The sequence below is a fragment of the Tumebacillus lacus genome, assembly GCF_026410385.1.
Taxonomy (GTDB): Bacteria; Bacillota; Bacilli; order Tumebacillales; family Tumebacillaceae; genus Tumebacillus; species Tumebacillus lacus.
This window is the reverse complement of record NZ_JAPMLT010000005.1, coordinates 87,830-108,555: the sequence shown is the minus strand read 5'-3', so window position 1 is coordinate 108,555 and position 20,726 is coordinate 87,830. Positions and strand designations below refer to the sequence as shown.

Sequence of the window (20,726 nt, the reverse complement as noted above, 5' to 3'; positions counted from 1 at the left end):
GTGACGATTACGCGTCGCCGGGGTATGTTTCTTCCGAGTAGACCTCGATCCCGTGCCGCTTCAGCAAAGCGGCGGTCACGCCGTTGCCGGGTCTCTTGCCGCCGGAAAACGAGCCGTCGTAGATCAGCGACGAGCCGCAGGACGGGCTGCGCTCTTTGAGCACGGCCACTTTCGCTCCGGCGAGCTGCGCCAGACGGAGCGCTTCCTGTGCGCCTTTGATAAAGGAGTCGGTGACATCGACGCCCCCGTCGGTGACCACCTTGGCGCGGCCGTCCAGCACGTCTTCCCCGGTGCCGCCGACGATCTGGGCCGGCGGGCGCGGGGTGGACAGGCCGCCGAGTTGCTCCGGGCAGACAAAGACCGCCTCGCCGCGCTCGACCATCCGAGTAAATCGGTCCACCGCTTTGGCATTGCCGTCATAGCGGCAGTGGCATCCGATCAGGCATGCGCTGATGACTTTCATTGAGCAAACATCTCCTTCGATACGGCCCAGGCCATCTCTGCTTTTGCTTCCGGGTCTTGCTCTTTTTTATGCGCTTGTGCGACCGCATCGCGGGTCGCATCTGCGTCGATCTTGCGCAACGCCCACGCGGTCGTCCCGCGAATATCCGCTCGGTCGTCCTGCAACAGCTCCAACAGGCGCGGCACCGCCCGCTGCTCCTTCATGTTGCCCAGCGCGATCACCGCGTTGCGCTGCATGACACGCACGCCTCGCCATGCGGCTGCCGAAGCGCCGTATTCCTTGCGAAACTGGCGGTTGGAGAGATCGAGCAGTTTGAGCAGATCGGGAAACGCATACTCCGGCTCCGGGTCAAACTCCACCGTCGTGCCAAACGCCGCCTCGCGGTTTTTCGGGCAGGCCACCTGACAGGTGTCACAGCCCCACAGTCGCCGTCCCAGTTTGGCCCGGTACTCGACCGGGATCATGCCTTTCATCTGTGTGATATACGACAGACACTTCGACGAATCGGTCTGAAACGGATGGACCAGCGCCTTGGTCGGACAGGCTTTCATGCACAGATCCGGACAGTCGGCGCACTGCGGCGGCGGCGCCGGTTCGTTCGGCTCGATGGCGACGTCGGTGACGAGTTGCCCCAAAAACACCCATGACCCGTGCTTTTCGGTGATCACCGAGCAGTTCTTGCCGATCCAGCCGATCCCCGCCCGCTGTGCCACCGCGCGGTCGACGAGCGGACCTGTGTCAACCGAGTTGTGCACCTCAATCGGCCGTCCGACCTCCTGTTCCAACCGGCGGGCCAACTCCTCCAATTTGGCTTTTAGCACAAGGTGATAGTCCATCCCCCACGCATACACCGACATCTGCCCGCGCAGTCCCTCCGGCTTTTTCTGCCCGACGTGCTTTTCCGTGCGGTAGGCGATGGCGATCGCGATAATCGACTGCGCGGCCGGAAACCAGGTGCGCGGATCGATCCGCTCCTCGATCACATCATGTTCAAAGCCGGACGCATGCCCCATCTCGTGATACATCTGCAAATGCTCGGCCGTCTCGGCAAACGGCTCGGCCGTCGTCACGCCGATGCCGTCGATGCCGAGTTCCTCGCCGATTCGCTGAATCGTCTCGTTGTCGATCTCGTAGCGCATCCGTTGTCACGTCCTGTCTATTTCGATGGCACGGCGGCGCGGGCGAGTTCGTCACATCGCTCGTTCCATTTTACGCCGGCATGCCCTTTGACTTTCACCCATTCGATCTTGTGCATCCGGTACATCTCGATCAGCGGCTCCCAGAGATCGCGGTTGGCCACCGGTTCTTTTTTGGAATTCACCCAGCCGTTCTTCTCCCAGGACACATACCAGCGCGATTTGAAGCAGTTGATCAGATAGGCGCTGTCGCTGTGCAGTTTGACCTTGCACGGCTTTTTGAGCAGCTTGAGCGCCTCGACCGCCGCCTGCAACTCCATCCGCTGGTTGGTGGTCTGACTGTCGCCGCCGGAGATCTCCTTGAGATGCTCGCCGTACATCAGCACAGCCCCCCACCCGCCGCGTCCGGGGTTGCCCGAGCACGCTCCATCGGTGTAGATGATCACTTCTTGCATCGTTTGAAAACCTCTCTCCTCATGATGTGCTGGATATAAGGTTCTCTGTCGGAGGCTAATGCACCTGCCGCTCAAACAAAAGCTCGCGGTCGTTCAGCTTGGCGATGCGCGGCAACACCACAGCGCACACCGCATACAGCACCGCCCCGATGACTCCCATCAACAGCGGCGTCAAAAACAAGAGCCCCGTCCCTTGACCGACCACCAGCGCCACCACCGGCAGTACGATCACCCCGGCGAGTTGCTGCGCTTCTTGGAAACCTTTCACTCGAGCCGAGATCAGCACCGAGATCAAGATCGTGCACAGCGAGATCGCCGGCACCACCCACAGGATCAGCACGACCCAGTTCCAGTTCGGGAAGATCAGACCGCCAAACAAGCTATAGGTCAATGCATCGACGATCACCCCATAGATCAAAAAGGTCGCCAGTGTCAACGCCAACGCCGGAAGCAACGCCGCCAACACTTTGGCCACAAACAATTCCTTCACCGTCACCGGAGCGAACAGCAGGCTTTCCAGCGTCCGCCGCTCTTTTTCCCCGACAAAGGAGTTCGCCGCCACCAGCGAGCACACCATCACCGGGATCAGCAAGAAAATCGGCGCCAGCGTGTAGTTGGTCAGCAGATAGATCAGCTTGTGATTGGTTGTCGGCAGCGTGTCAAATTTGTCTTGCAACGCGCCGCTCGGCAGTTGATTGACCACGTTCAGAAATGTCTCGATCCCTTTGACGGAGCTCAGATCGGAGCTTTTCAGCGCAATCAGCAACGCCGTCGGCAGGACCACGCCGAGCATCAACGGCAGAATGATCATCGGCAGCCAGATCTGGAGATTGGATGTGATCATCTTCATGTCCTTTTGGGCGATCGCCCAGATGACGCTTCTCTTCATTGGTGTTCCCTCCTGACCTGAAAATACAGCGTCTCCAGATCGCGATTGACGATCTCCGCCGTGTACACGCTCGCCTCCTGCAGGATCTGACGCAACAGCCCCGGGATCACGTCCTTCGACGGCAGAGCAAACTCCACCGCCTGCTCCTGCCGCACCGCTTCATAGCCTGCATACTGCCCGCCCGCGACGATCAGGTCGGTCTCCACGCGCAACGTCACCGTGCGCAGATACTTCGCCTCGATCTCTGCCAGCGTGCCGTCCTCGATCACCCGGCCGCCGTCCAAAAAGACATAGCGGGTGCAGACCTCCTCGATCTGATGCAGCACATGCGAGCACAGCAAGATCGTCGTGCCAAACTCCCGGTTGAGCTCTTTCAGATAGCCCATGACTTCGCGGATGCCGTCCGGGTCCAGCCCGTTGGTCGGCTCGTCGAGAAACAGCAGTTTCGGCTCGTGCAGCAACGCCTTGGCCAGCCCCAGCCGCTTTTTCATGCCCGTGCTGAACTGCCCGACCGCCTTGTCGCGATGAGCTTGCAGATCAAATTGCCGGAGCAGATCGTGGATGCGACTGTCCGCCCGTTTCACCCCGTACAGCTTGGCAAAAAAGCGCAGGTTCTCCACCGCGCTCATCTCGTGATACAGCCCGGCTCCCTCCGTCAAGATCCCGCTCATCGCCCGCACCGGATCGCCTTCGGTCACCGGGTCGAGCCCGCCGACGCGGATCGTGCCCGCATCCGGCCGGATCACGCCGTTGAGCAGCCGGACGGTCGTCGTCTTGCCCGCCCCGTTCGGTCCGAGCAGCCCGACGATCTCGCCTTCCTTGACCCCAAAACTCATATCGCTCAGGATCGTCCGACCCTGAAAACTCTTTTGCACACCCTCTGCCACGATCATCCCGGTCTCATCTCCCCGCTCATTTCGTTATTTAGAAAATCATCTAACTGTCTAATCAAAAATAACACGATCTGCCATTCTTTTCAAGGGCCGGTTTCGGAAATACTACTCCTGATACTGCGGAAGGAGCGTGACCCCACGATGTTGAAAGCGGAAAAATTGGCCGGACAGCCTCCCTACATATTTGCTCAACTCGATGAGCGCGTGTATCAATTGCGCGAACAGGGCATCACCGACATCATCGATTTCGGCAAAGCGGACCCGGACCACGCCACGCCTGAACCGATCGTCAAACGGTTGCAAGAGACGGCGGCCGATCCGGAAAATCACCACTACCCGGCATTCAAAGGGTCGCTCTATTTTCGCGAGCACGTCGCGAAATATTACAAAGAGCGCTTTGGCGTCGACGTCGACCCGGAGACGGAGATCATCACCTTGCTCGGCTCCAAGGAAGGGCTGTTCCACATCTCCCTGGCCTATCTGCGCCCAGGCGACATCGGCCTGATCCCCGACCCGTCCTTCCCGGCTTACAATGACGGCGTGTTTTTCGCCGGTGCGGAAGTGCTGCGGATGCCGCTGACCCGGGCAAACCACTTTCTGCCCGATCTCGACTCCTTGGACGACGAGACGCGCCGTCGGGCCAAACTGCTCTTTCTCAACTACCCGAACAACCCGACCGGCGTGACGGCACCGCCCGAGTATATGGAAAAGGCCATCCGGTTCTGCAAGGAGCACGAGGTCTTGCTCTGCTATGACCACGCCTACGCCGAGACTTATTTTGACAACAACAAGCCCCGCTCGCTGCTGGAATACGAGGGCGGCAAAGACGTCGGCGTCGAATTCATGACTTTCTCCAAAACGTTCAACATGGCTGGTTGGCGGCTCGGAGCTGCGGTCGGCAACGCGGACGTGATCCATTCGCTGCTGGTCGTGCAAAGCCATATCAACTCCGGCGTGTTTGCCCCGATCCAGTTCGCCGGGGTGACCGCGCTCGAAGAGGTGGCCAAGAGCGGTTTTCTCGAAGAGTCTCGCGCCGAGTATCAACGCCGCCGTGACTACGCGATCTCCCGGTTTGAAACGATTGGCTGGGACGTGCGCAAACCGGATGCCACCGTCTACCTGTGGGTGCCGGTGCCGAAGGGAATGACCTCGCTGGAGTTTACAAACTACCTGCTCGATGAGTATCGCGTCGTCGTCGCCCCCGGCACCGCCTTTGGTACGACGGGAGAAGGCTATGTCCGCATCTCGCTGACGACCGACTATGAAAATGTGAAAAAAGGCATCGACCGCATCTGCGAGGCGATCTCCAAAAAACTACCGCTCATAAAGGAACCCGCTCCTGCCGCACACTAAACCCAAGTCGCGAACTCTACCCGCACCCGAAGCAGAGGAGGGAATCCTATGTTGAATCGGCTGAAACTGTCCTCTTCCCTGCTCGTCACTGCCCTGCTGGCGGCCAGTTTCGCAGGCTGCACCCCGCAAGCGCAACAACAAGGGCAGAACGGCGGCAATCTGAAGGGGCCGCACATCACGCACGAAGACATGACCAGCATGCCCAATCGGCAAAGCCAAGGCATCGCCGTGCGCAACGATTTGGCGACGGCTGTGAACAAAATGGACGGCTTCCGCAACGCGACGGTGCTGATGTACAACGGCAACGCCTATGTCGGATTTACCCGCATCGGTCCGGAGAAAGCCAACGGGCCGGATGCAGCCATCCAGTCGGGTGATACGTGGAACGACATGCCGTACGGCACCCAGTCCGAGCCCAAGTCGGCGACGGGCATGACCGTGCAGGAACTGGCAAAAGAAGGCTTGCCGGACGCGGCCGTGCAAGACGGTCCGTACTCCACGACCATCGGCAACCTCTCCGCCGAAGACAAGCAAAAAGTCGCCGACATCGTCCGCAAAGGCGTGCCTGGCGTAAAAAACGTCTATGTCACCGGCAAGATCGAACAGGTGCAGGAACTCAGCGGCTATCGGGCGTACATCGCCCGCGGCGGCGACATGCGTCCGCACATGAACCGCTTCCTGACCTTCATCTCCCGCGAAGTCAGCAAGCAGTAGCAGTCCACACAGCAGGAACACAAAAAAGGACAGGTCTCCTGCCGCGATCCCGGCAGAGCCTGTCCTTTTTTGGCTATGAAGGTTTGACCGTTTGCATCGGTTGCTGCCGTTCCAGCCACGCCCGTTCAATCGATGCGCGGATCTCGCTGTTCGTCAGCTCGACCCCCAGTTCTTCCGCACGGTCGCGCACATAGCGGCTGGCTTGATAGCGTTTGGCCTCGCTCTCGTGACCGCCGTACGCCCGCTCGGCAAAATGGTACGCCTCTTCGCCGACCAGCCGCAGCCACTCGCGCTGTTTGAGCGTCGCCCGTGCGTCATAATAGGCGGTCGCGTTGCGGCGGACCCCGCGCAACGCGATCACGCCCCACAACAGCACGCCTTCCAACACGACCAGCAACAGATCCTGCAAGGAAACTCCCGTCACCGCCTCAAGCATGCCGGCTCACCTCCGCAATCTCCGCACCTTGGAACAGCACAGCCATCGGTTCCACGCCGTCGTGTACCGCATACGCAACGCCGACGATCTGACAGATCGCCATCGCCGCTCCCTCCGCCTGCCGACGCAAAAACGCTTCGCTGACCAGTTGCCCCTCTTCTTGAGGCGAGGTGATAAATCCGCCCTCGATCAGCAGTGCATCCATCATCGTCTCCCGCAAAACTTGGAAATCGCCGAGGTAGACGCCGCGATTTTTCTGCCCGGTGTTCGCCGCGATCTTATAGGCGAGCAGATCGGCTTTGTAATAGGCCGACTGCCCCCGCTGCGACGGATGAATCCACACCGAGACGCCGTGCACGTTCGGGTCGTGGCTGGCATCATAGTGCCACGACACGTACAGATCCGCCCTTTCCGCGTTGGCGAGCATCGCCCGCGCTTTTAAATCCACATGTTCCGCGACGCCAGGCACGCACTCGCGATCCGCCTCCCGCGTCATCAGCACCGTGACGCCTGACTGTTGCAGCAGATCGCGCAGGATCAAACAGGCCTGTAAATTGACCGCTTTCTCGGTCAGCACGTTCCCTCGCGCCCCTGGGTCACGACCCCCGTGACCGGGGTCCAATACGATAATCGGCATCTCAACATCTCCTCCTCGTCTCTCTCTATGCAACCAACGTCCCCGTTCCGGGACATGGATCTTTTATTGAGCCGCGCGTTGCAGCCGCTCCTGCTCATGCAGCATCTCCAAGATGCCAAACGCTGCCCCGCGGGCCTGCGCATGCAAGAACACGTCTTTCTGGCACAGTTTGCGCTCCGTCTCGTTGGAGAGAAACGCGCCTTTGATCTTGACCGCCGGCGCATCGACCAGCGACAGCACGTCGTCCGGCTCCTGGAACACGCCGAGCATCACCTGCCCGCTCATGCCGGCCAGCCGTTCACCGACCCGTTCGAAGCGGATCAGTTTGGTCACTTGTTCGCTGATGCCCCGGACGCCTTTCACCTCGCGGAACGAGTCGTGCAACCACAGCGAAACGCCGCGCACTTTGTCATCGTCCAGCATGTCGCACGCCCACGAGACGAACAGGTCGGCCCCGCGTCCGTTCGCCAGCGCCGCCCGCGACATCGATTCGACCTCGTAGTCGCCGTCACGAGTGAGCATCACGTCGACACCCACGTCACCAAGGCGCTGTTTGATCTCCTGACAGACGATCAGGTTGACCTCTTTCTCCAGCAAGCCGTCGGCCGTGCGCAAGCCGCTGTCCATACCGCCATGTCGCGGGTCCAGCACTACAAGTCTCTTCTTTTTCATATGTTCAGTCACGCTCCTCTGATAGTCAGCACATGTAGGGAAAAGTACAAACAAGCACAACAAAAAGACGCCATGGAGCGCCGCGTATGCTCTGCTGCGGTACACTCGATGACGTCCTCCGGGTCTCGGTCGGACCATGTAATTGGGTTTTATTTGTTGCGGTAGTAGGTCGTCGCCTCGGTCATCACCGAGATGATCTGACCTTGGTGCGTTTTGATCACGCGGGTGTCGAAGTCGCCGAGCTTGATCTCGTCCAAAATTCTGCCGCGGTCCACGAGGATCAGCTTCGGCCCGTCGTCCACCCGCACCAACTGTTGCACCGTGGTGTTGATCGGGGAATGGGTACTGTTTGTTTTCATTTAGACGATCCCTCACATAAGGTATCCTTTACATCTATAGAATAGCACATATGTTCGCATTTTTCAAGCCTATTTCATGAGGTCGATTTCCAGTTGAATGCGCTCCTCTGCCCAGTCGATCTTTTTGATCTGATAGCGGAAGTCCTGGCTCGTCTGTTCGGAAAACTTCAGATCGAGCGTGTATTGTTCGGACAGCACATGCACCCACGGCGGCCACGGCATGCCTTCCAGCACGGCGAACAGCGTCTTGAGCGGCAGCGAGAAATGGCCCATCTCCACATCCTGCGCGACGAGGCGCAGATCGCCGTTCGGCTGGATCTCCGGCTTCATCCAGATGGCCAGATTGGCTGCCCGGCCAAAGAAATACAAGGACGCGTCGGCGCGCAGCATCTGCTTTTCCAGCGCGAACGTGGCTTTTTGCACGGGAGTTTCCTTTTTCGTCAATTGCATCGCCACATAGCGGTTGATCGCGTCGAGCGACACGCTCGCTTCCACCGGCACTGACTCGGCGCTTGCTGGCGGCGTCACCGGCACGCGCGGGGCGGGGTTGGTCAGCGACACCCACGCGCCCCAGAGGGCGAGCAGCGCGATGAGGACCAGCAGGGCCAAGGCCAGGAAAGCCACACGCCAGCGGTCGCTGAAAACGGACTTTGTCGATTGAGAACGTGCGATCGGAAACGCCTCCTTTTCCAGATTGCTCTTTGGAGTCAAATCGGGTAGCATGGACAGTGAAAGTCTATTATGTATAGCAAAGAGGGATTGCCTGTGAAACTGAACCGGATGCGCAACCTCGCGCTGGGTCTGATCTTCGGCGCGTTCTTACTGATGTACTTCGGCGTGTTCATCGACTGGTTGCTGCCGATCACGCTCGTGATCGGGACGATCATGATCCTCGTCTCCGTCTTCATCTACCTGCGCGTGGGCGCGATGTCGATGAAGATCCCGACGCTCGAATGTCCGCACTGCCATAAATACACCAAGGTCCTCGGCGTCGAGGACGGCTGCATGCACTGCCGCGGTCCGATCCGCGTGGAGCTCGACGAGGAAGGCGAACTGTACGCCGTCGCCGGCACTGCTCCGCAAAAATAAGCCCTGACTCTATGGATATGAGAAAAAGACCTCGTCTAGTCGACGTTGGTCTTTTTTCTTGTGGACGCCTGTACAGTTTTCCGCGCGGCTTTGCTTGCCGCCTTGAAGTGACGGCAGTGCGGGTTGAGCGTGCAGACCTCGCACTTCGGCTTGCGCGCGTCGCAGACGCGGCGTCCGTGCCAGATCAGCCAGTGATGGGCGTCCGTCCACTTGCTTTTCGGGATGCGCTTGCACAGTTGGCGTTCGATCTCCACCGGATCGTCCGACAATGCCAGCCCGATCCGGTTTGATACGCGATGCACATGCGTATCCACCGCCATCGCCGGCACGCCGAACGCGTTCGAGAGCACGACGTTCGCCGTCTTGCGTCCCACGCCCGGCAATTCAACCAACCGCTCCATCGAGGCGGGCACCTCGCCGCCGTACTGATCGAGCAGGATCTGACAGGTGGCGAGGATGTTTTTCGCCTTGTTTTTATAGAGGCCGATCTCCTTGATCTCCTGCTCCATCTGCTCTTGGGTGAGCAAAGCCATCGCCTCGGCTGTCGGATAGCGCCGGAACAACCCCTCCGTCACCTCGTTGACCTTTTTGTCGGTCGCCTGCGCGGAGAGGATCGTCGCGATCAACAGTTGAAACGGCGTCTGGAAATTCAGCTCGCAGTGCGCGTCCGGATACAGTTCATACAGCGCGTCGAGTATCTTCGTCGTCGGAACGCGGGGCAGAGCCACCGCTTCCTTGGTACGTGTCGTGGTGCGTTTTTTCTCTGTCATGCCTTACAGTTCCTCCTGCTCCTCTTGATCAGTATGCGGCTCGAAACCGGCAAACATCCAACGGGGCGACTCGATGTCCGCTTCCCCCGTCTGTGCCAACACCTCGCCGAGCAACTGGCGCACGAACGGAAGTTGGAACCGCACGCTGCGCCCCTCTTTAAACTCCGCATAGACCGGCGAGAAATACAGATAGTCGATGCCCGCCACCTCATACACCCGCTCCGGGTCGATCGCTTTCCCGTCATGCCTTGCGTCGATCACCGTGCGGCCGTCCGTCTGCCGCGTCACGTTCACCGTCAGGCCGGACACCTGCAGCCCGCCGACCCGATAGCCGCGAAATCCGTAGCCTTTGCCCACCTGCTCCGCGTAGGCCGGGTCGAGCGACTTCTCCAGCAAAGAGAGCACCTGACCTCCGGTCAGTTCCACGACGCAGGTGATCGACGGCCCTGGGAAGCAGGTCAGCAGATCGGCGCGCGTCACCGGCCCTTCGATCAATCCGTGGTTGAACACCCCGCCGTTGATCATCGCGATCTGCGCCCCGGTGCGCGCCCGCATCCCGTCGACAACCAGATGGGCGAGCGGCGAATCGCCGGAGAGACGGTGCAGCAGCGGCTGATCCAACTGTGCGACCACCTCGGTCATCCGCATCGCCGCATGCTCCTGCCAATGAGCGAGCAGGTCGGCCAAGTCCTGATCCGGCACCAGCGACCGGTCGCGCGGCACCGCACCGCCTGTGACAGCCGCGATGCGGCGTGCCGCATCATCCCATTCCAGCGTCAAGTGCCCAAGGTGCGACCCGTGCGACCCTGCCTGCGCGATCCACGTACGGCCGATCTGCTCCGGCTGTTCCAGCACGTTGTGCGTATGCCCGCCGAGGATCAGGTCGATGCCCTCGATCTCCTCGGCGATCTGCCGGTCGCTGCCAAGGCCCAGATGGGAGAGCAGCACGACCAGATCCACCCCTTGCTCGCGGATCTCCGGCAAAAGCCGGGCAAACGTGTCGCGAGGATGTTCGGCCCATACACCGAACATTTTGTAAAAATCAAAAAAAGGCACCGTGAGCCCGATCACCGCCACGCGCAGCCCGCTCCGTTCAAGGATCACATACGGCTCAAAACATCCGAACGGCTCCCGCGACTCATCATCGAACAGATTGGCGACGAGCAGCGGCGTGTTCGACTCGTTGACCAAGTCGGCCCAACTGTCCTTGGGCAGCGTCAATCCTTCATTGTTGCCGAACGTCCACGCGTCATACCCGACTTGAGCCAGCAACGCGGCGTTGGTGCGGCCAAACGTGCCCTCCGTCTCCATCCGCTTGCGGTCGGCGTTGTCACCGATGTCAAAGGAGAACACCACATCGCCGTCAGCCGTTGCCTGTTCCCGGCGGCGGCGCAGTTGGGTCGCGACCTGCAGATACTCTTCAAAATGGCTATGTACATCGTTCGTATGGAAAAAGTGGACTCTCATCCATCCCACTCCCGTTTCTGTCCTTCATTTTTTTCATTCTAACATACCTGATTGTTCCCCGCACACGCATGGAAATGAATCCGCTGGCAAAACTGTTATCATTGTGAAGCGCAATATAGATTAGGCATAAAGGGTTAGGAGGTTCACGGCCATGCCGTTCGTCGTCAATTTCGTTCTGTCATGGACTGCCTTTTTCCTGTTTGCGGATAAACGGCGATGGCGGGAGTTTTATCCGTCCGTCGCCTTGGCAATGATCATGAGTCTGGCTTCCGATTCGCTCGTCACTCAGTTACCGCTCTGGTCCTATCACGATCACCAAAATTGGCTCAGCCCGCTCTGGATGGGTCTGCTCGATGACTTCGGCATCTACCCCGTCGTCACCTATCTGTTTCTTCAATACTACCCCAAGAACCGACCGATCTCCCGCCAATTGCTCTACTTCACCGTTTGGACGACCGGAGTGATCCTGATCGAATTTCTTTACCTCACCCAAGGCTGGATGGTCCATCGATACTTCTGGAGCCTCCCCATGTCCTACTTCGCTGACTGGACGATCTTCTTCCTGTTGCTGCGCTTGCATCTGCGCTACCATCGCCCTCCGCTCTCCTTGTCTGAAACCCAACCGCTTGCCACGCAAAAACTGTCACCCCGCTATGAGGAGTATATGCGCAAGTGGGGGGTCGATCTGCAGGTGATTTACAAAAAAGACAAGACCGAGATCTTTCTTGTCTCCATGAAGCCGGGCGGCTACATTCCGCAGCATTTTCACAGTGCCGCCGAACATTTTTTCTTGCTCAACGGGAGTATGGAACTCCATATCGGCAGCGAGAGTCAGATCGTAGATTCTTGGGAGTTGGTGCACCTCTCGGAGAACATCGTCCACGGTTGTCGCAATCTCACGCAAGAAACCATTCTCGTGATCTCCGTCTTTGAAGAAGCCAGCGTCTTTGAAAAATTGTCTACCGTTTTTGACCAGCACGTTCTCGCCGAACCGCTTCCTCTCTAATTCCATCCGAACAAAGCGAAAAACAGAAGGACGCGTTTCCCCCCTTCTGTTTTTTAGACTCCATTTTTCTCAATTGCGAACATTCTGAATATATGCGAGAGGCTTACCCCCACGGATCGACCGGATCGGTCGCCATCGGTACCACTACCCCCTGTTGCGTATCGTCAGTACTTCCGTCCTCTGTTGCGATCACGACCTCTTCTGTGGGTGCGAGCGGGTCGATGGGATCATGCGCGCCGATCCACGTGCCTTGTGCCGGCACTCCCGGCGCGCTGTAGGTGATCAAAGAAGCAACGAGCAAGCCTGCAACCGTAAACCCGATCCAAATGTTGCGTCTCATTGGAATTCCTCCCTCAACTGAGTATTTGGACTGCGTTTTTGCTGTATTGCATTGCCAGTTCTTCGTAGCCGATCTTGCTGTAGTCTTGGGCGATCTTTTGCAACAGTTGACCGATCTGGTCCTGCGCCGTCACGCTCTCCACCAGATACATCGCCCGCGCGGCGCAGACTTCCAACTCGGAGAAGCGCCCAAGCGCGAACAGGATGTTCGACCAGCTCTTCAAGCACAGGATCTCCTGATCGTACAGCCGATGCTCATGACACAGCGCGATGGCCTGCGTGGCATAGCGCTGTGCACCGTACCAATCGTTTTGCGTGCAGACGTACTCGGTGAGCGAGAGCAAGGTGTTCACCTGCCCGACATGGTCGTCGGTGCGCTTTTTCATCTCCAGCGACATGCGCCAGGCTGCGATCGCCTCTTCCATGCGGCCGGTGTCACGCATCAGCTCCGCGTAGTTATGCCAGCAACGGGCGAGGTGAAAATAGTCTTTAAACTTCTCCAGTCCCTCCCGCGCCTGCAACAACGTGTCAAACGCATCCTCGTAACGTTGCAGTTTGTACTGATAGGTCCCGACCATCAACAACAGAATCGACACGCGCTTCTGGTCGTCAAATCTTCGAAACGCCGTCAACGCCCGTTCCGTGTACATCAGCGCCTCGTCCCAGCTTTCCAGTCGATCAAGGAGGGATCCCATGTTCTGCCAGACCACCGGCAGTTCGGTCAGATCGGACGAGCCGGCTTGTTGCAAGAGTTCTTCCGCTTCTTTGAGGAAGCGCAACGCCTCATGGTTCAGACCAAGCTTGATGCACATTCGCCCTTTGGCGCGGATCGAACGGGTCTGCTCCTCCCGGGAGATCTTCGACGGGTCGAGATCGGCGATCCATTGGTACCAGGACAGCGCGAGCCAATATTGACGCAGGTCTTCCAGTACTTGACCGATGCGAAAAGCAAGTTCCACGTGCGAGTGCTGACGGACGATCCCTTCCCAGGCGGCGAGTCGATCACCGATGCTCTGCAACGCTTTGCGGCTGTCCCGCTGCGCCAACTGCTCCAACTGATCCAGTTGATAGCGAATCTGCGCGGCAACTTCGCAAACGATCGGTTCCATCCAGCACTCACTCCTTTCTCCGTGGCCATTTCTCATCGGGTATCTTGGTATCATGATAATCCTTCGCATTCGGCAATTCAATAGATTCGTGCTAACTGTGTGCAATGTGACTAAACTTCCTACCGTTCTATTTAATTCGACAAATCTATCAATCTCGCTGTCGACTGCCTCTCGACAGAAAAGGACGCCCCTTGACCGTTTCGACACGGGGGCGTCCTTTACCTAATTCAACGACTGCATGTTTTTTTCCTTCCAAAAAAACGGTTATTCTTCCACCGAGAATGCCATTTTATACAGAGGTGCGAGCGTTTCAAACGTACGCTTCGCCTTTGCTGCAAATTGATCGGGCGTCATCGCGACCGCTTCGTCGCGAGGCACGATGATGCCGATCATCACCTCGCCGTTTTTCTGATGGGCGAGGCGGTGGGCGATGCGTTGAAACTCCTCATCGGTCATCTCGGACGTGCGGTAGCCTTTGGGATTCATGTGATCGGGATACCACATGTAGTCGTCCGGCACCGTGGCGCGGATCTCATCGAGATGCTTCACCATCTGCTCGGCAAAGACGCCTTTCATCGGCGACTCATAGATGATGCCGAACTGCACGAACGCATGCGTGCCCCACGCGCCGATCTGAAAATGCGGGTACATCTTGTAGCCGCGCTTGTTCTTGCTCCACGCCACCCACGAGTCGTGCGGCGGGTTGGTTTTGCGGCGGGCATGTTTGGCGACGTGCGCAAACATCTCTTCGCCGGCGATCTCGGCCAGCACCGGGGCGAAGTCCTCGCCGAGCTGCGTCAGTTTGACGCGCGTATGGGCGATCAACGCCGCCATGCGCTCCTCCAGTCCTTCCACGGCAAATACGTCAAAATCCTCATTTGTCCAACCTGTAAAGTTCATCTCCACACTCCTGCTGTCTCTTGATCTGTCGCGTCTAATAGCCTTTGACCGGATCGATCTTGTTTTGCAGATCGCCCTCGCCTGCGCGTGTCACCCGCAAATTGTGGCGGAAGATCGCCAGCGCCCGCTCCATATAGTGCGGGGAGCGGGAGGACAGGTGCGGGGTCAGCACCACGTTGTCCATCCCCCAGAACGGATGGTCTTTTTGCAGCGGCTCCTGCTCAAACACATCGAGTCCCGCGCCGCGGATCTTGCCCGTCTGCAGAGCGTCGAGCAGCGCTGCTTCCTCGACAACGCGGCCGCGCGAGATGTTGATCAGCACGGCGGTCGATTTCATCAGCCCGATCTCCCGCTCGTCGATCAGCCGGTCGGTGTCCGGGGTCAGCGGCACGATCACGACCGCGAAATCGCTCCGTTGCAAGACCTCGTCCATCCCGTCGCGGCCAAACATCTCGTCAAACCCTTCCTGCTCGCGGGCGGTCGTGGCGACACCGAGCGTCTTCATGCCAAACGCCTGCGCCCGCTTGGCGATCTCCGTGCCGATCGCACCGGCGCCGATCACGCCGAGCGTCTGCCCGTGCAGCTCATCGATGCGGATCGTGCGGTCCCAGTTTCTGTCGAGTTGGTTGCGGTACAGTTCGGCAAAGCGGCGGGAAAACATCAAGATCATGCCGAGCGTATACTCCGCCATCGGGATGATGTGAATGCCGCGCGCGTTCGTCACGAGGATGTCGCGGGCGGCGATCTCCGGGAACGGCATCAACTCAAGGCCCGCCGAGATCACATGAATCCATTTTAACTGCGTGCAGACCCCGATGTGCTCAGGGGTCAGATCTTCACCGTATGTAATCAGAATCTCTGCCGACGGGAGCATGTCCTGTGCGTCGCCGATGCTCGGGAACACATGAATGTCCAGATCCGGCGCGATCTCGCGGATCTTGGCCAGGTGCTTGTCGCTGACCGGGCAGGTGGTGACCAACGTCTTCATGAGCGGCTCGACTCCTTTTTTTCTTCTATTATAACCGATGCGGAGAATGGGAAAAGGGCATGGCTCACACAATGAAGTGGAGACATGCCTTGTGATTGATTGGCCGCACCGGTTAACGCAGGCTGCGGGCGCCGACGTAGCGGGGACCCCAGTAGGGGTTGCTCATCGACTCGATCTTCACGCCTTTGGAAGACGTCGCGGAGATAAACTCGTTGTTGCCAAGGAAGATCCCGGCGTGGGAAGCACCCGGCGCGTACGTCGAGAAGAACACGAGGTCGCCAGGGAGCGGGTTTGAAACCGCTTGGCCGACGGTGTACATCTGCGCCGCCGTGCGCGGCAGACCGATGTTGTGCTGATTCATCACATACCCGAGAAACCCGGAGCAGTCAAAGCCGCTCGGCGTTGTCCCTCCCCAACGATAGGGGACGCCGATGTACTGCTTGGCCGTGGCGATAATGCCTTGTTCCGGGTAGGACGGAGCCAGCGCGGCGAGCTTTTGCGCGGCTTCTGCTGCAATCAGCGGACCGGTGGTCAGTCCGACCTTGCCGTTCTCAGCCAGACCGTGCGACCGTTGAAACGCCTTGACTGCCGCTTCCGTGACGGTGCCGTAGTAGCCGGTGTTGGTCTGGTAGGTGAAATAGCCCAGCACCCGCAGATCTTGTTGCAACGCGGAGACTTGTCCGCTCTTCGATCCTGTGCCGAGGATCGGATCGCCGTACGAGACGGCTGCCTGTGCGTCATGACCCATGCTGATCGCGGTGATTGCGACGGCTGCGGTCACAAACGCCGTTTGTACCATGCGTTTCACTGCAGCAAATCCTCCCTGAAGCCTCCGAGGTTAGTTGACGGGTTCGGGTTGAGAGTCCCCTTCCGCACAGTGGCGGTTCACCCCATAAATACTGTGGTCCCCCGTACTGACACCTTTCGTCAGATTCGGCTGATTTTTCGATTTGCTTGCAGTCTATCATGTCGTAAATCATCGAATCAATGTGAATTGATACCATGGGAAATTTTAATTACTTCCCGGTACAATACGGGTATCTGGAGGTGAACGTTCGTATGAAAATCTTACTGACCGGCGCGACAGGATTTGTCGGGCACGGCATCCTCGAAAGACTGCTGGAGGCGGGACATGAGGTGAGATGTCTCTTGCGTAAAAATTCCGCGCTCCCGGAGAAATGGATGGCGACCGGGCGCGTCGAACTGGCCCACGGCGACATCCTCGACACCGCGACTCTGCCGAAAGCGATGGCCGGCACCGACGCCGTGATCCACCTCGTCGGCATCATCCGGGAACATCGGGGCAAAGGCGTGACTTTTGAGCGGGTGCATGTGCAAGGCACGAAAAACATGGTCAACGTCGCCAAGTCGGTCGGAGTGCCGCGCTTTGTGCATATGAGCGCGCTGGGAGCGAGGCCGGATGCAGTCTCGATGTACCACAAAACCAAATGGGAAGCGGAGGAGTACGTACGAAACAGCGGCCTGAACTGGACCGTATTTCGCCCCTCCGTCATTTTCGGGCCCGGAGACGAGTTCGTGAACATGCTCGCCGACGTCCTGCGCAAAACGCCCGTCTTCCCGATCTTCGGCAGCGGCCGCTACTCCCTGCAACCGGTGGCGCGGGAGAACGTCGCCGCCGGTTTTGTCAAAGCGCTGGAGCTCCCCGAGACCATCGGCCGTGCATATGAAGTCGGCGGCCCCGAGCCGATCCCCTACCGCCAAATGCTCCAACGCATCGCCCGCGCGATTGGGAAGAAAGGCGTGGTGACGGTGCCAGTTCCAGTGTTTTTGGTGAAGCCAGTGGTGAAGATGATGGAGGGATTCCCGTTCTTCCCACTGACCACCGCCCAACTCACCATGCTACTGGAAGGCAACACCTGCGACCCGCTGCCGTATTCGCTGGCTTTTGATGTGGCGTTGCAACCATTTGATGAAGGGATTCGGGATTATTTATGAACAACTTGATTCGAAATCTCTCTCAAGAACAACGACCAGATATCCTGCGTTACCTGGCCGAGAACGATTTCCACGTCTACGAACTAGATGGTGAAAACATTATTGATCGAAACACCTTCAGGGATTCGATCAATAAGAACCTGCCACAAGATCCACCCTTGAATCGTGAAGGCTATTTGAGTTTGGATGCCTTCATCGATTCAATCAGTGTCGGACTTGCGTTTACTGAGGACTATGATGACAAATACCCTGACCGTCAGGCGATTATATGGAATCATGCTGACAGGATGGCAAGCCATTCACCCATTGATTATCATAAAATCATGACCTGCTTCCAAGATATCATCGATAGTGTCAGCACGACGCAATATGGGTTTCCTAAGCCAATCAAGCTGCTCATCTTCCTGCTTGAGACTTGAACTATACAAAAAGGAAAGCTCCTCACTCAGCGAGCTTTCCTTTTTTCGTTGGAGACCTACGTGCCAACCGATTTTGTTGAGCTTTCAAGACCCGCTGGACTTCAAGTTCCGTATGCTCTCTTTTCAGATCATCCAAAATCCTTTGGGCCATTTCTCCTTTTGCCACATACTCATAGTTCGGCCTCATCCAGAGCACTCTCCATTTCCATCAACTACGCTCATCAACCCCCGATAAATCCTCGCGATCTCCTCATACGGGATCGTCACCAAGCCACTCGAAGACGGTGCGACAAAGTCGATCACGCCCTCGACGGTCGGCTCCGGTTGCACACCCCACCCGATTTTCTTGCGACCCGAATATTGCTCGTACACGCCCTTGCCGACGAAGCACGCCACCCTCGGGCGGTAGCGGCGCAGTTTCTCTGCCAGCAACAGCCGCCCTTCTGCATACTCCTCTTTCGTGATCTCATCTGCGCGTCGGGTCGGGCGTGCGACGATGTTGGTGAAGCCGTAGCCGATGCGGATCAGGTCGCGATCCTCCGTCGGGGACACGAGGCGGTCGGTGAGCCCGGCGTCACGGAGGAGTTTCCAGAATCGGTTGCCGGGACCTGCGTAGTTGTGCCCCACCTCGCCGGAGCGAAGGGATGGATTGTAGCCGATAAAGAGGATCTTCAGCCCTTCGGAAATGCTGTCCGGTATCATGACATGCTCCTCCCTCTGTTGACACATACTAGTCCCATGATACTGATTTGAAAGGGGCACACGCAACCATGAACCGCGCGGAAACTGTATTCAACAACCCGTCCTACGGCGACAACGGCGTCGGCAAAGTCAACAACTTCACCGGAGCCGACCTCACCACCAACACCTACTATTGCAAAACCGGCCAAACGATCGACGCGACCTCGGCCGCCATCGGCGACCACGTCTACATCGTCCACCAAGGCGAAGGCCAATGCATCCTCAACAACGGCAGCGAAGAAGCGATCAACGTCGCGCCCGGCTCCATCGTCTACATCCCGTCGGGCGTCGACTTCCGCATGACCAACACCGGCATGGAAGACATGGTCTGCACCGAAGTCTACCACCCGAGCCAGTACTGACAGCACGGGTATACACGCAAAAACAGCACCCGACATGATCGGGTGCTGTTTTCCATTTCATCTCTATGTTCAGTTCCCCAAATACTTCCCCAACAGATTCGGCAGGTCGATGTTCAGCTTGGAGTTGGCGACGACATCGTCGCAACCGGCTGCCCGGGCTGCTTCGTGGAGATCAACCTCGACGTGAGGACCGTAGGCGAGAACAGGGACACCTGCTTCCTTCGCTTTGGCGACGACGTTCTGCCAGCCGTCCTCGACGGCGGTCAGATCGAGGATGAGCAAGGACGGATGAATGTCCAGCTTCTCCAGGATTTCCTCGTTGTTTGACACAAGGGTGAGATGCCCGCCCATCGTGGCGGCCACTTCGCGGATCTTAACGGAAAACATCAGGTTGGTCACCAACGCCAATACCGATTTCACAGCTTCCATGTGCTCGCTCCCTTCTCTCACTCGTGGTTGAATACTCCGACTCGCCACTACTCTATCCAGAATAGGGCAAAGGGATCAGACTGGCAAGTGAGGCGATCCGTCATTTTTACCTGTAATTCGCACTTACAGAGCGCACTCTTCGATTTCAAAGCCGAGATCTTCAATCATGCCCCAATCGGAGGTCGGCTCTTGCCCTTGCGTCGTCAGGTAGTCGCCGACGAAGATCGAGTTGGCCGCATACAGCCCCATCGCTTGCAGGGAGCGCAGGTTGATCTCGCGGCCGCCGGAGAGACGGATCTCCTTGGTCGGGTTGACAAAGCGGAACATCGCCACGCCCTTCAGGCACTTGCGCGGGTTGAGGTGGTCATATCCTTCCAGTTTGGTGCCGTCGATGGCGTTCAGGAAGTTGACCGGGATCGAATCCGCATCGAGCGCATGCAGCGCAAACGCGATGTCGACCAGCTCTTCGTCCGTCTCCCCCATGCCCATGATCGCGCCCGAGCAAGGCGACATGCCGGATTCTTTCACTTTCTCCACCGTGTCCACGCGGTCGTCGTAGTTGTGGGTGGTGGTGATGTTGTCGTAGTTTTCTTTGGAGGTGTTCAGGTTGTGGTTGTAGCGGTGCACGCCTGCTCCCGCCAGTTTGGCTGCGCTGTCTTCGTTGAGGAAGCCCAGGCAGCAGCAGATCTTCAGATCGGTGGTCTCGCGGATCTCTTGGACCGCTTCGACGACCGCATCCACTTCGCGCGGCGACGGCTGGCGGCCGGACGCGACGATGCAGTAGGTGCCCGCTTTGCGTTTGATCGCTTCCTGCGCGCCTGCGAGGATCGAGTCTTTGTTCAGCAGCGCGTATTTTTCAACCGGGGTGTCGGCCGCGATCGACTGGGAGCAGTAGCCGCAGTCTTCCGGGCAGAGACCGGATTTCGCATTGATGATCATGTTCAGCTTGACCTTGTTGCCGTAGTATTTCTTGCGGATCTGGTAGGCGGCGTTCATCAGGTCGAGCAGGTCTTCGTCAGGCGCTTGCACGAGCGCGAGCGCTTCTTCTTTGGTGACGACATAGCCGTCGAGGACTTTTTCCGCCAGCTCGCGGTAGTTGACTTTCGTTTGGATGGACATTGATATACCTCCCAAGGATGATCTA

Annotated in this window: 27 protein-coding genes and 1 riboswitch; of the genes, 7 read left to right on the top strand and 20 right to left on the bottom strand. The window is 58.2% G+C overall.

What is annotated here, in order from left to right; genetic code table 11:
• Positions 1-7: 7 nt before the first annotated feature.
• The 5 genes from OS242_RS11620 to OS242_RS11600 are packed head-to-tail and all read right to left on the bottom strand — an operon-like array spanning position 8 to position 3,836.
• Entirely contained in the window at positions 8-463 is a 456-nt protein-coding gene (locus OS242_RS11620) for a DUF523 domain-containing protein (RefSeq protein WP_267151861.1), read from the bottom strand.
• The gene (gene queG, locus OS242_RS11615) at positions 460-1,602 is read right to left on the bottom strand and encodes a tRNA epoxyqueuosine(34) reductase QueG (protein ID WP_267151860.1); all 1,143 of its coding nucleotides are present in this window, start codon (positions 1,600-1,602) and stop codon (positions 460-462) included. The genes OS242_RS11620 and queG overlap by 4 nt, the downstream gene beginning before the upstream one ends.
• A gap of 17 nt (positions 1,603-1,619) precedes the next feature.
• Positions 1,620-2,054 carry a ribonuclease HI gene (gene rnhA, locus OS242_RS11610; RefSeq protein ID WP_267151859.1) on the bottom strand — a complete coding sequence of 145 codons (435 nt, stop codon included), beginning with the start codon at positions 2,052-2,054 and terminating at the stop codon, positions 1,620-1,622.
• Positions 2,055-2,109: 55 nt separating this feature from the next.
• On the bottom strand, positions 2,110-2,943 hold the full coding sequence (locus OS242_RS11605; RefSeq protein WP_267151858.1) for an ABC transporter permease subunit: 834 nt from the start codon (positions 2,941-2,943) through the stop codon (positions 2,110-2,112).
• The gene (locus OS242_RS11600) at positions 2,940-3,836 is read right to left on the bottom strand and encodes an ABC transporter ATP-binding protein (RefSeq protein ID WP_267151857.1); all 897 of its coding nucleotides are present in this window, start codon (positions 3,834-3,836) and stop codon (positions 2,940-2,942) included. Before OS242_RS11600 ends, OS242_RS11605 begins: the two co-directional genes overlap by 4 nt.
• A gap of 141 nt (positions 3,837-3,977) precedes the next feature.
• On the opposite strand from OS242_RS11600, the gene OS242_RS11595 reads away from it, so the two are divergent.
• Entirely contained in the window at positions 3,978-5,189 is a 1,212-nt protein-coding gene (locus OS242_RS11595; protein WP_267151856.1) for an aminotransferase class I/II-fold pyridoxal phosphate-dependent enzyme, read from the top strand.
• A 48-nt stretch (positions 5,190-5,237) separates the two neighbouring features.
• Entirely contained in the window at positions 5,238-5,903 is a 666-nt protein-coding gene (locus OS242_RS11590; protein ID WP_267151855.1) for a hypothetical protein, read from the top strand.
• Positions 5,904-5,976: 73 nt separating this feature from the next.
• Here the strand turns inward: OS242_RS11590 and OS242_RS11585 are convergent, their stop codons facing one another.
• From OS242_RS11585 to OS242_RS11565, 5 genes are all read right to left on the bottom strand, one after another.
• Entirely contained in the window at positions 5,977-6,339 is a 363-nt protein-coding gene (locus OS242_RS11585) for a phage holin, LLH family (protein ID WP_267151854.1), read from the bottom strand.
• Positions 6,332-6,976 carry an N-acetylmuramoyl-L-alanine amidase family protein gene (locus tag OS242_RS11580; RefSeq protein WP_267151853.1) on the bottom strand — a complete coding sequence of 215 codons (645 nt, stop codon included), beginning with the start codon at positions 6,974-6,976 and terminating at the stop codon, positions 6,332-6,334. The genes OS242_RS11585 and OS242_RS11580 overlap by 8 nt, the downstream gene beginning before the upstream one ends.
• 63 nt (positions 6,977-7,039) lie before the next feature.
• Positions 7,040-7,648 (bottom strand): N-acetylmuramoyl-L-alanine amidase family protein, encoded by a 609-nt coding sequence (locus OS242_RS11575; RefSeq protein ID WP_267151852.1) that lies wholly within the window; start codon positions 7,646-7,648, stop codon positions 7,040-7,042.
• A 149-nt stretch (positions 7,649-7,797) separates the two neighbouring features.
• Positions 7,798-8,007, bottom strand: coding sequence for a hypothetical protein (locus OS242_RS11570; RefSeq protein WP_267151851.1), 210 nt, complete (start codon positions 8,005-8,007; stop codon positions 7,798-7,800).
• A 69-nt stretch (positions 8,008-8,076) separates the two neighbouring features.
• Entirely contained in the window at positions 8,077-8,631 is a 555-nt protein-coding gene (locus tag OS242_RS11565) for a DUF2140 family protein (RefSeq protein ID WP_267151850.1), read from the bottom strand.
• A 141-nt stretch (positions 8,632-8,772) separates the two neighbouring features.
• Between OS242_RS11565 and OS242_RS11560 the strand changes: the two genes are divergently transcribed.
• Positions 8,773-9,096, top strand: a complete 324-nt coding sequence (locus OS242_RS11560) for a DUF2614 family zinc ribbon-containing protein (protein WP_267151849.1) — start codon at positions 8,773-8,775, stop codon at positions 9,094-9,096.
• Positions 9,097-9,131: 35 nt separating this feature from the next.
• On the opposite strand, the gene nth is transcribed toward OS242_RS11560, so the two are convergent.
• Together nth and OS242_RS11550 are read right to left on the bottom strand one after the other, a co-directional pair.
• Positions 9,132-9,824: an endonuclease III gene (gene nth, locus OS242_RS11555; RefSeq protein ID WP_267152008.1), complete on the bottom strand. Its 693-nt coding sequence runs from the start codon at positions 9,822-9,824 to the stop codon at positions 9,132-9,134.
• 45 nt (positions 9,825-9,869) lie between these two features.
• Positions 9,870-11,333: a bifunctional metallophosphatase/5'-nucleotidase gene (locus tag OS242_RS11550; RefSeq protein ID WP_267151848.1), complete on the bottom strand. Its 1,464-nt coding sequence runs from the start codon at positions 11,331-11,333 to the stop codon at positions 9,870-9,872.
• A gap of 151 nt (positions 11,334-11,484) precedes the next feature.
• Here OS242_RS11550 and OS242_RS11545 point away from each other — a divergent pair, with 151 nt between their 5' ends.
• Entirely contained in the window at positions 11,485-12,339 is an 855-nt protein-coding gene (locus OS242_RS11545) for a cupin domain-containing protein (protein ID WP_267151847.1), read from the top strand.
• A 103-nt stretch (positions 12,340-12,442) separates the two neighbouring features.
• Here OS242_RS11545 and OS242_RS11540 read toward each other — a convergent pair whose 3' ends face one another.
• The 5 genes from OS242_RS11540 to OS242_RS11520 all read right to left on the bottom strand — a co-directional run bounded on the left by OS242_RS11540 (position 12,443) and on the right by OS242_RS11520 (position 16,474).
• A complete protein-coding gene (locus OS242_RS11540) occupies positions 12,443-12,679 on the bottom strand; it encodes a hypothetical protein (protein ID WP_267151846.1) in 237 nt (78 codons plus the stop codon).
• Positions 12,680-12,692: 13 nt separating this feature from the next.
• Positions 12,693-13,787 carry a tetratricopeptide repeat protein gene (locus OS242_RS11535; protein WP_267151845.1) on the bottom strand — a complete coding sequence of 365 codons (1,095 nt, stop codon included), beginning with the start codon at positions 13,785-13,787 and terminating at the stop codon, positions 12,693-12,695.
• 264 nt (positions 13,788-14,051) lie between these two features.
• Positions 14,052-14,687, bottom strand: a complete 636-nt coding sequence (locus OS242_RS11530) for a YktB family protein (protein WP_267151844.1) — start codon at positions 14,685-14,687, stop codon at positions 14,052-14,054.
• Between the two features lie 34 nt (positions 14,688-14,721).
• Positions 14,722-15,675 (bottom strand): D-2-hydroxyacid dehydrogenase, encoded by a 954-nt coding sequence (locus OS242_RS11525; RefSeq protein WP_267151843.1) that lies wholly within the window; start codon positions 15,673-15,675, stop codon positions 14,722-14,724.
• A gap of 112 nt (positions 15,676-15,787) precedes the next feature.
• Complete coding sequence (locus OS242_RS11520) at positions 15,788-16,474, bottom strand: C40 family peptidase (RefSeq protein ID WP_267152007.1); 687 nt, start codon at positions 16,472-16,474, stop codon at positions 15,788-15,790.
• A 15-nt stretch (positions 16,475-16,489) separates the two neighbouring features.
• Positions 16,490-16,624: riboswitch (cyclic di-AMP (ydaO/yuaA leader) on the bottom strand.
• A gap of 110 nt (positions 16,625-16,734) precedes the next feature.
• Between OS242_RS11520 and OS242_RS11515 the strand changes: the two genes are divergently transcribed.
• Together OS242_RS11515 and OS242_RS11510 are read left to right on the top strand one after the other, a co-directional pair.
• Positions 16,735-17,631, top strand: coding sequence for a complex I NDUFA9 subunit family protein (locus OS242_RS11515; protein ID WP_267151842.1), 897 nt, complete (start codon positions 16,735-16,737; stop codon positions 17,629-17,631).
• Positions 17,628-18,050, top strand: coding sequence for a barstar family protein (locus OS242_RS11510; protein WP_267151841.1), 423 nt, complete (start codon positions 17,628-17,630; stop codon positions 18,048-18,050). Before OS242_RS11515 ends, OS242_RS11510 begins: the two co-directional genes overlap by 4 nt.
• 183 nt (positions 18,051-18,233) lie before the next feature.
• Here OS242_RS11510 and OS242_RS11505 read toward each other — a convergent pair whose 3' ends face one another.
• The gene (locus OS242_RS11505; protein WP_407702114.1) at positions 18,234-18,779 is read right to left on the bottom strand and encodes a mismatch-specific DNA-glycosylase; all 546 of its coding nucleotides are present in this window, start codon (positions 18,777-18,779) and stop codon (positions 18,234-18,236) included.
• A gap of 41 nt (positions 18,780-18,820) precedes the next feature.
• On the opposite strand from OS242_RS11505, the gene OS242_RS11500 reads away from it, so the two are divergent.
• Positions 18,821-19,153, top strand: coding sequence for a cupin domain-containing protein (locus tag OS242_RS11500; protein ID WP_267151839.1), 333 nt, complete (start codon positions 18,821-18,823; stop codon positions 19,151-19,153).
• 69 nt (positions 19,154-19,222) lie between these two features.
• Here the strand turns inward: OS242_RS11500 and OS242_RS11495 are convergent, their stop codons facing one another.
• Together OS242_RS11495 and bioB are read right to left on the bottom strand one after the other, a co-directional pair.
• Positions 19,223-19,582, bottom strand: a complete 360-nt coding sequence (locus OS242_RS11495; RefSeq protein WP_267151838.1) for a response regulator — start codon at positions 19,580-19,582, stop codon at positions 19,223-19,225.
• Between the two features lie 123 nt (positions 19,583-19,705).
• Positions 19,706-20,701 (bottom strand): biotin synthase BioB, encoded by a 996-nt coding sequence (bioB, locus tag OS242_RS11490; protein ID WP_267151837.1) that lies wholly within the window; start codon positions 20,699-20,701, stop codon positions 19,706-19,708.
• Positions 20,702-20,726: the final 25 nt, after the last annotated feature.

Bases quoted from the DNA above. Each gene is read 5' to 3' on its own strand.
- OS242_RS11585 (WP_267151854.1), bottom strand. From the start codon at position 6,339: ATGCTTGAGGCGGTGACGGGAGTTTCCTTGCAGGATCTGTTGCTGGTC.
- OS242_RS11545 (WP_267151847.1), top strand. From the start codon at position 11,485: ATGCCGTTCGTCGTCAATTTCGTTCTGTCATGGACTGCCTTTTTCCTG.
- OS242_RS11600 (WP_267151857.1), bottom strand. From the start codon at position 3,836: ATGATCGTGGCAGAGGGTGTGCAAAAGAGTTTTCAGGGTCGGACGATC.
- OS242_RS11525 (WP_267151843.1), bottom strand. From the start codon at position 15,675: ATGAAGACGTTGGTCACCACCTGCCCGGTCAGCGACAAGCACCTGGCC.
- OS242_RS11605 (WP_267151858.1), bottom strand. From the start codon at position 2,943: ATGAAGAGAAGCGTCATCTGGGCGATCGCCCAAAAGGACATGAAGATG.
- OS242_RS11505 (WP_407702114.1), bottom strand. From the start codon at position 18,779: ATGTGTCAACAGAGGGAGGAGCATGTCATGATACCGGACAGCATTTCC.
- OS242_RS11550 (WP_267151848.1), bottom strand. From the start codon at position 11,333: ATGAGAGTCCACTTTTTCCATACGAACGATGTACATAGCCATTTTGAA.
- OS242_RS11575 (WP_267151852.1), bottom strand. From the start codon at position 7,648: ATGAAAAAGAAGAGACTTGTAGTGCTGGACCCGCGACATGGCGGTATG.
- OS242_RS11570 (WP_267151851.1), bottom strand. From the start codon at position 8,007: ATGAAAACAAACAGTACCCATTCCCCGATCAACACCACGGTGCAACAG.
- OS242_RS11620 (WP_267151861.1), bottom strand. From the start codon at position 463: ATGAAAGTCATCAGCGCATGCCTGATCGGATGCCACTGCCGCTATGAC.
- OS242_RS11540 (WP_267151846.1), bottom strand. From the start codon at position 12,679: ATGAGACGCAACATTTGGATCGGGTTTACGGTTGCAGGCTTGCTCGTT.
- OS242_RS11590 (WP_267151855.1), top strand. From the start codon at position 5,238: ATGTTGAATCGGCTGAAACTGTCCTCTTCCCTGCTCGTCACTGCCCTG.
- OS242_RS11495 (WP_267151838.1), bottom strand. From the start codon at position 19,582: ATGGAAGCTGTGAAATCGGTATTGGCGTTGGTGACCAACCTGATGTTT.
- OS242_RS11520 (WP_267152007.1), bottom strand. From the start codon at position 16,474: ATGGTACAAACGGCGTTTGTGACCGCAGCCGTCGCAATCACCGCGATC.
- OS242_RS11515 (WP_267151842.1), top strand. From the start codon at position 16,735: ATGAAAATCTTACTGACCGGCGCGACAGGATTTGTCGGGCACGGCATC.
- rnhA (WP_267151859.1), bottom strand. From the start codon at position 2,054: ATGCAAGAAGTGATCATCTACACCGATGGAGCGTGCTCGGGCAACCCC.
- OS242_RS11530 (WP_267151844.1), bottom strand. From the start codon at position 14,687: ATGAACTTTACAGGTTGGACAAATGAGGATTTTGACGTATTTGCCGTG.
- OS242_RS11580 (WP_267151853.1), bottom strand. From the start codon at position 6,976: ATGCCGATTATCGTATTGGACCCCGGTCACGGGGGTCGTGACCCAGGG.
- queG (WP_267151860.1), bottom strand. From the start codon at position 1,602: ATGCGCTACGAGATCGACAACGAGACGATTCAGCGAATCGGCGAGGAA.
- bioB (WP_267151837.1), bottom strand. From the start codon at position 20,701: ATGTCCATCCAAACGAAAGTCAACTACCGCGAGCTGGCGGAAAAAGTC.
- OS242_RS11595 (WP_267151856.1), top strand. From the start codon at position 3,978: ATGTTGAAAGCGGAAAAATTGGCCGGACAGCCTCCCTACATATTTGCT.
- OS242_RS11535 (WP_267151845.1), bottom strand. From the start codon at position 13,787: ATGGAACCGATCGTTTGCGAAGTTGCCGCGCAGATTCGCTATCAACTG.
- OS242_RS11510 (WP_267151841.1), top strand. From the start codon at position 17,628: ATGAACAACTTGATTCGAAATCTCTCTCAAGAACAACGACCAGATATC.
- OS242_RS11500 (WP_267151839.1), top strand. From the start codon at position 18,821: ATGAACCGCGCGGAAACTGTATTCAACAACCCGTCCTACGGCGACAAC.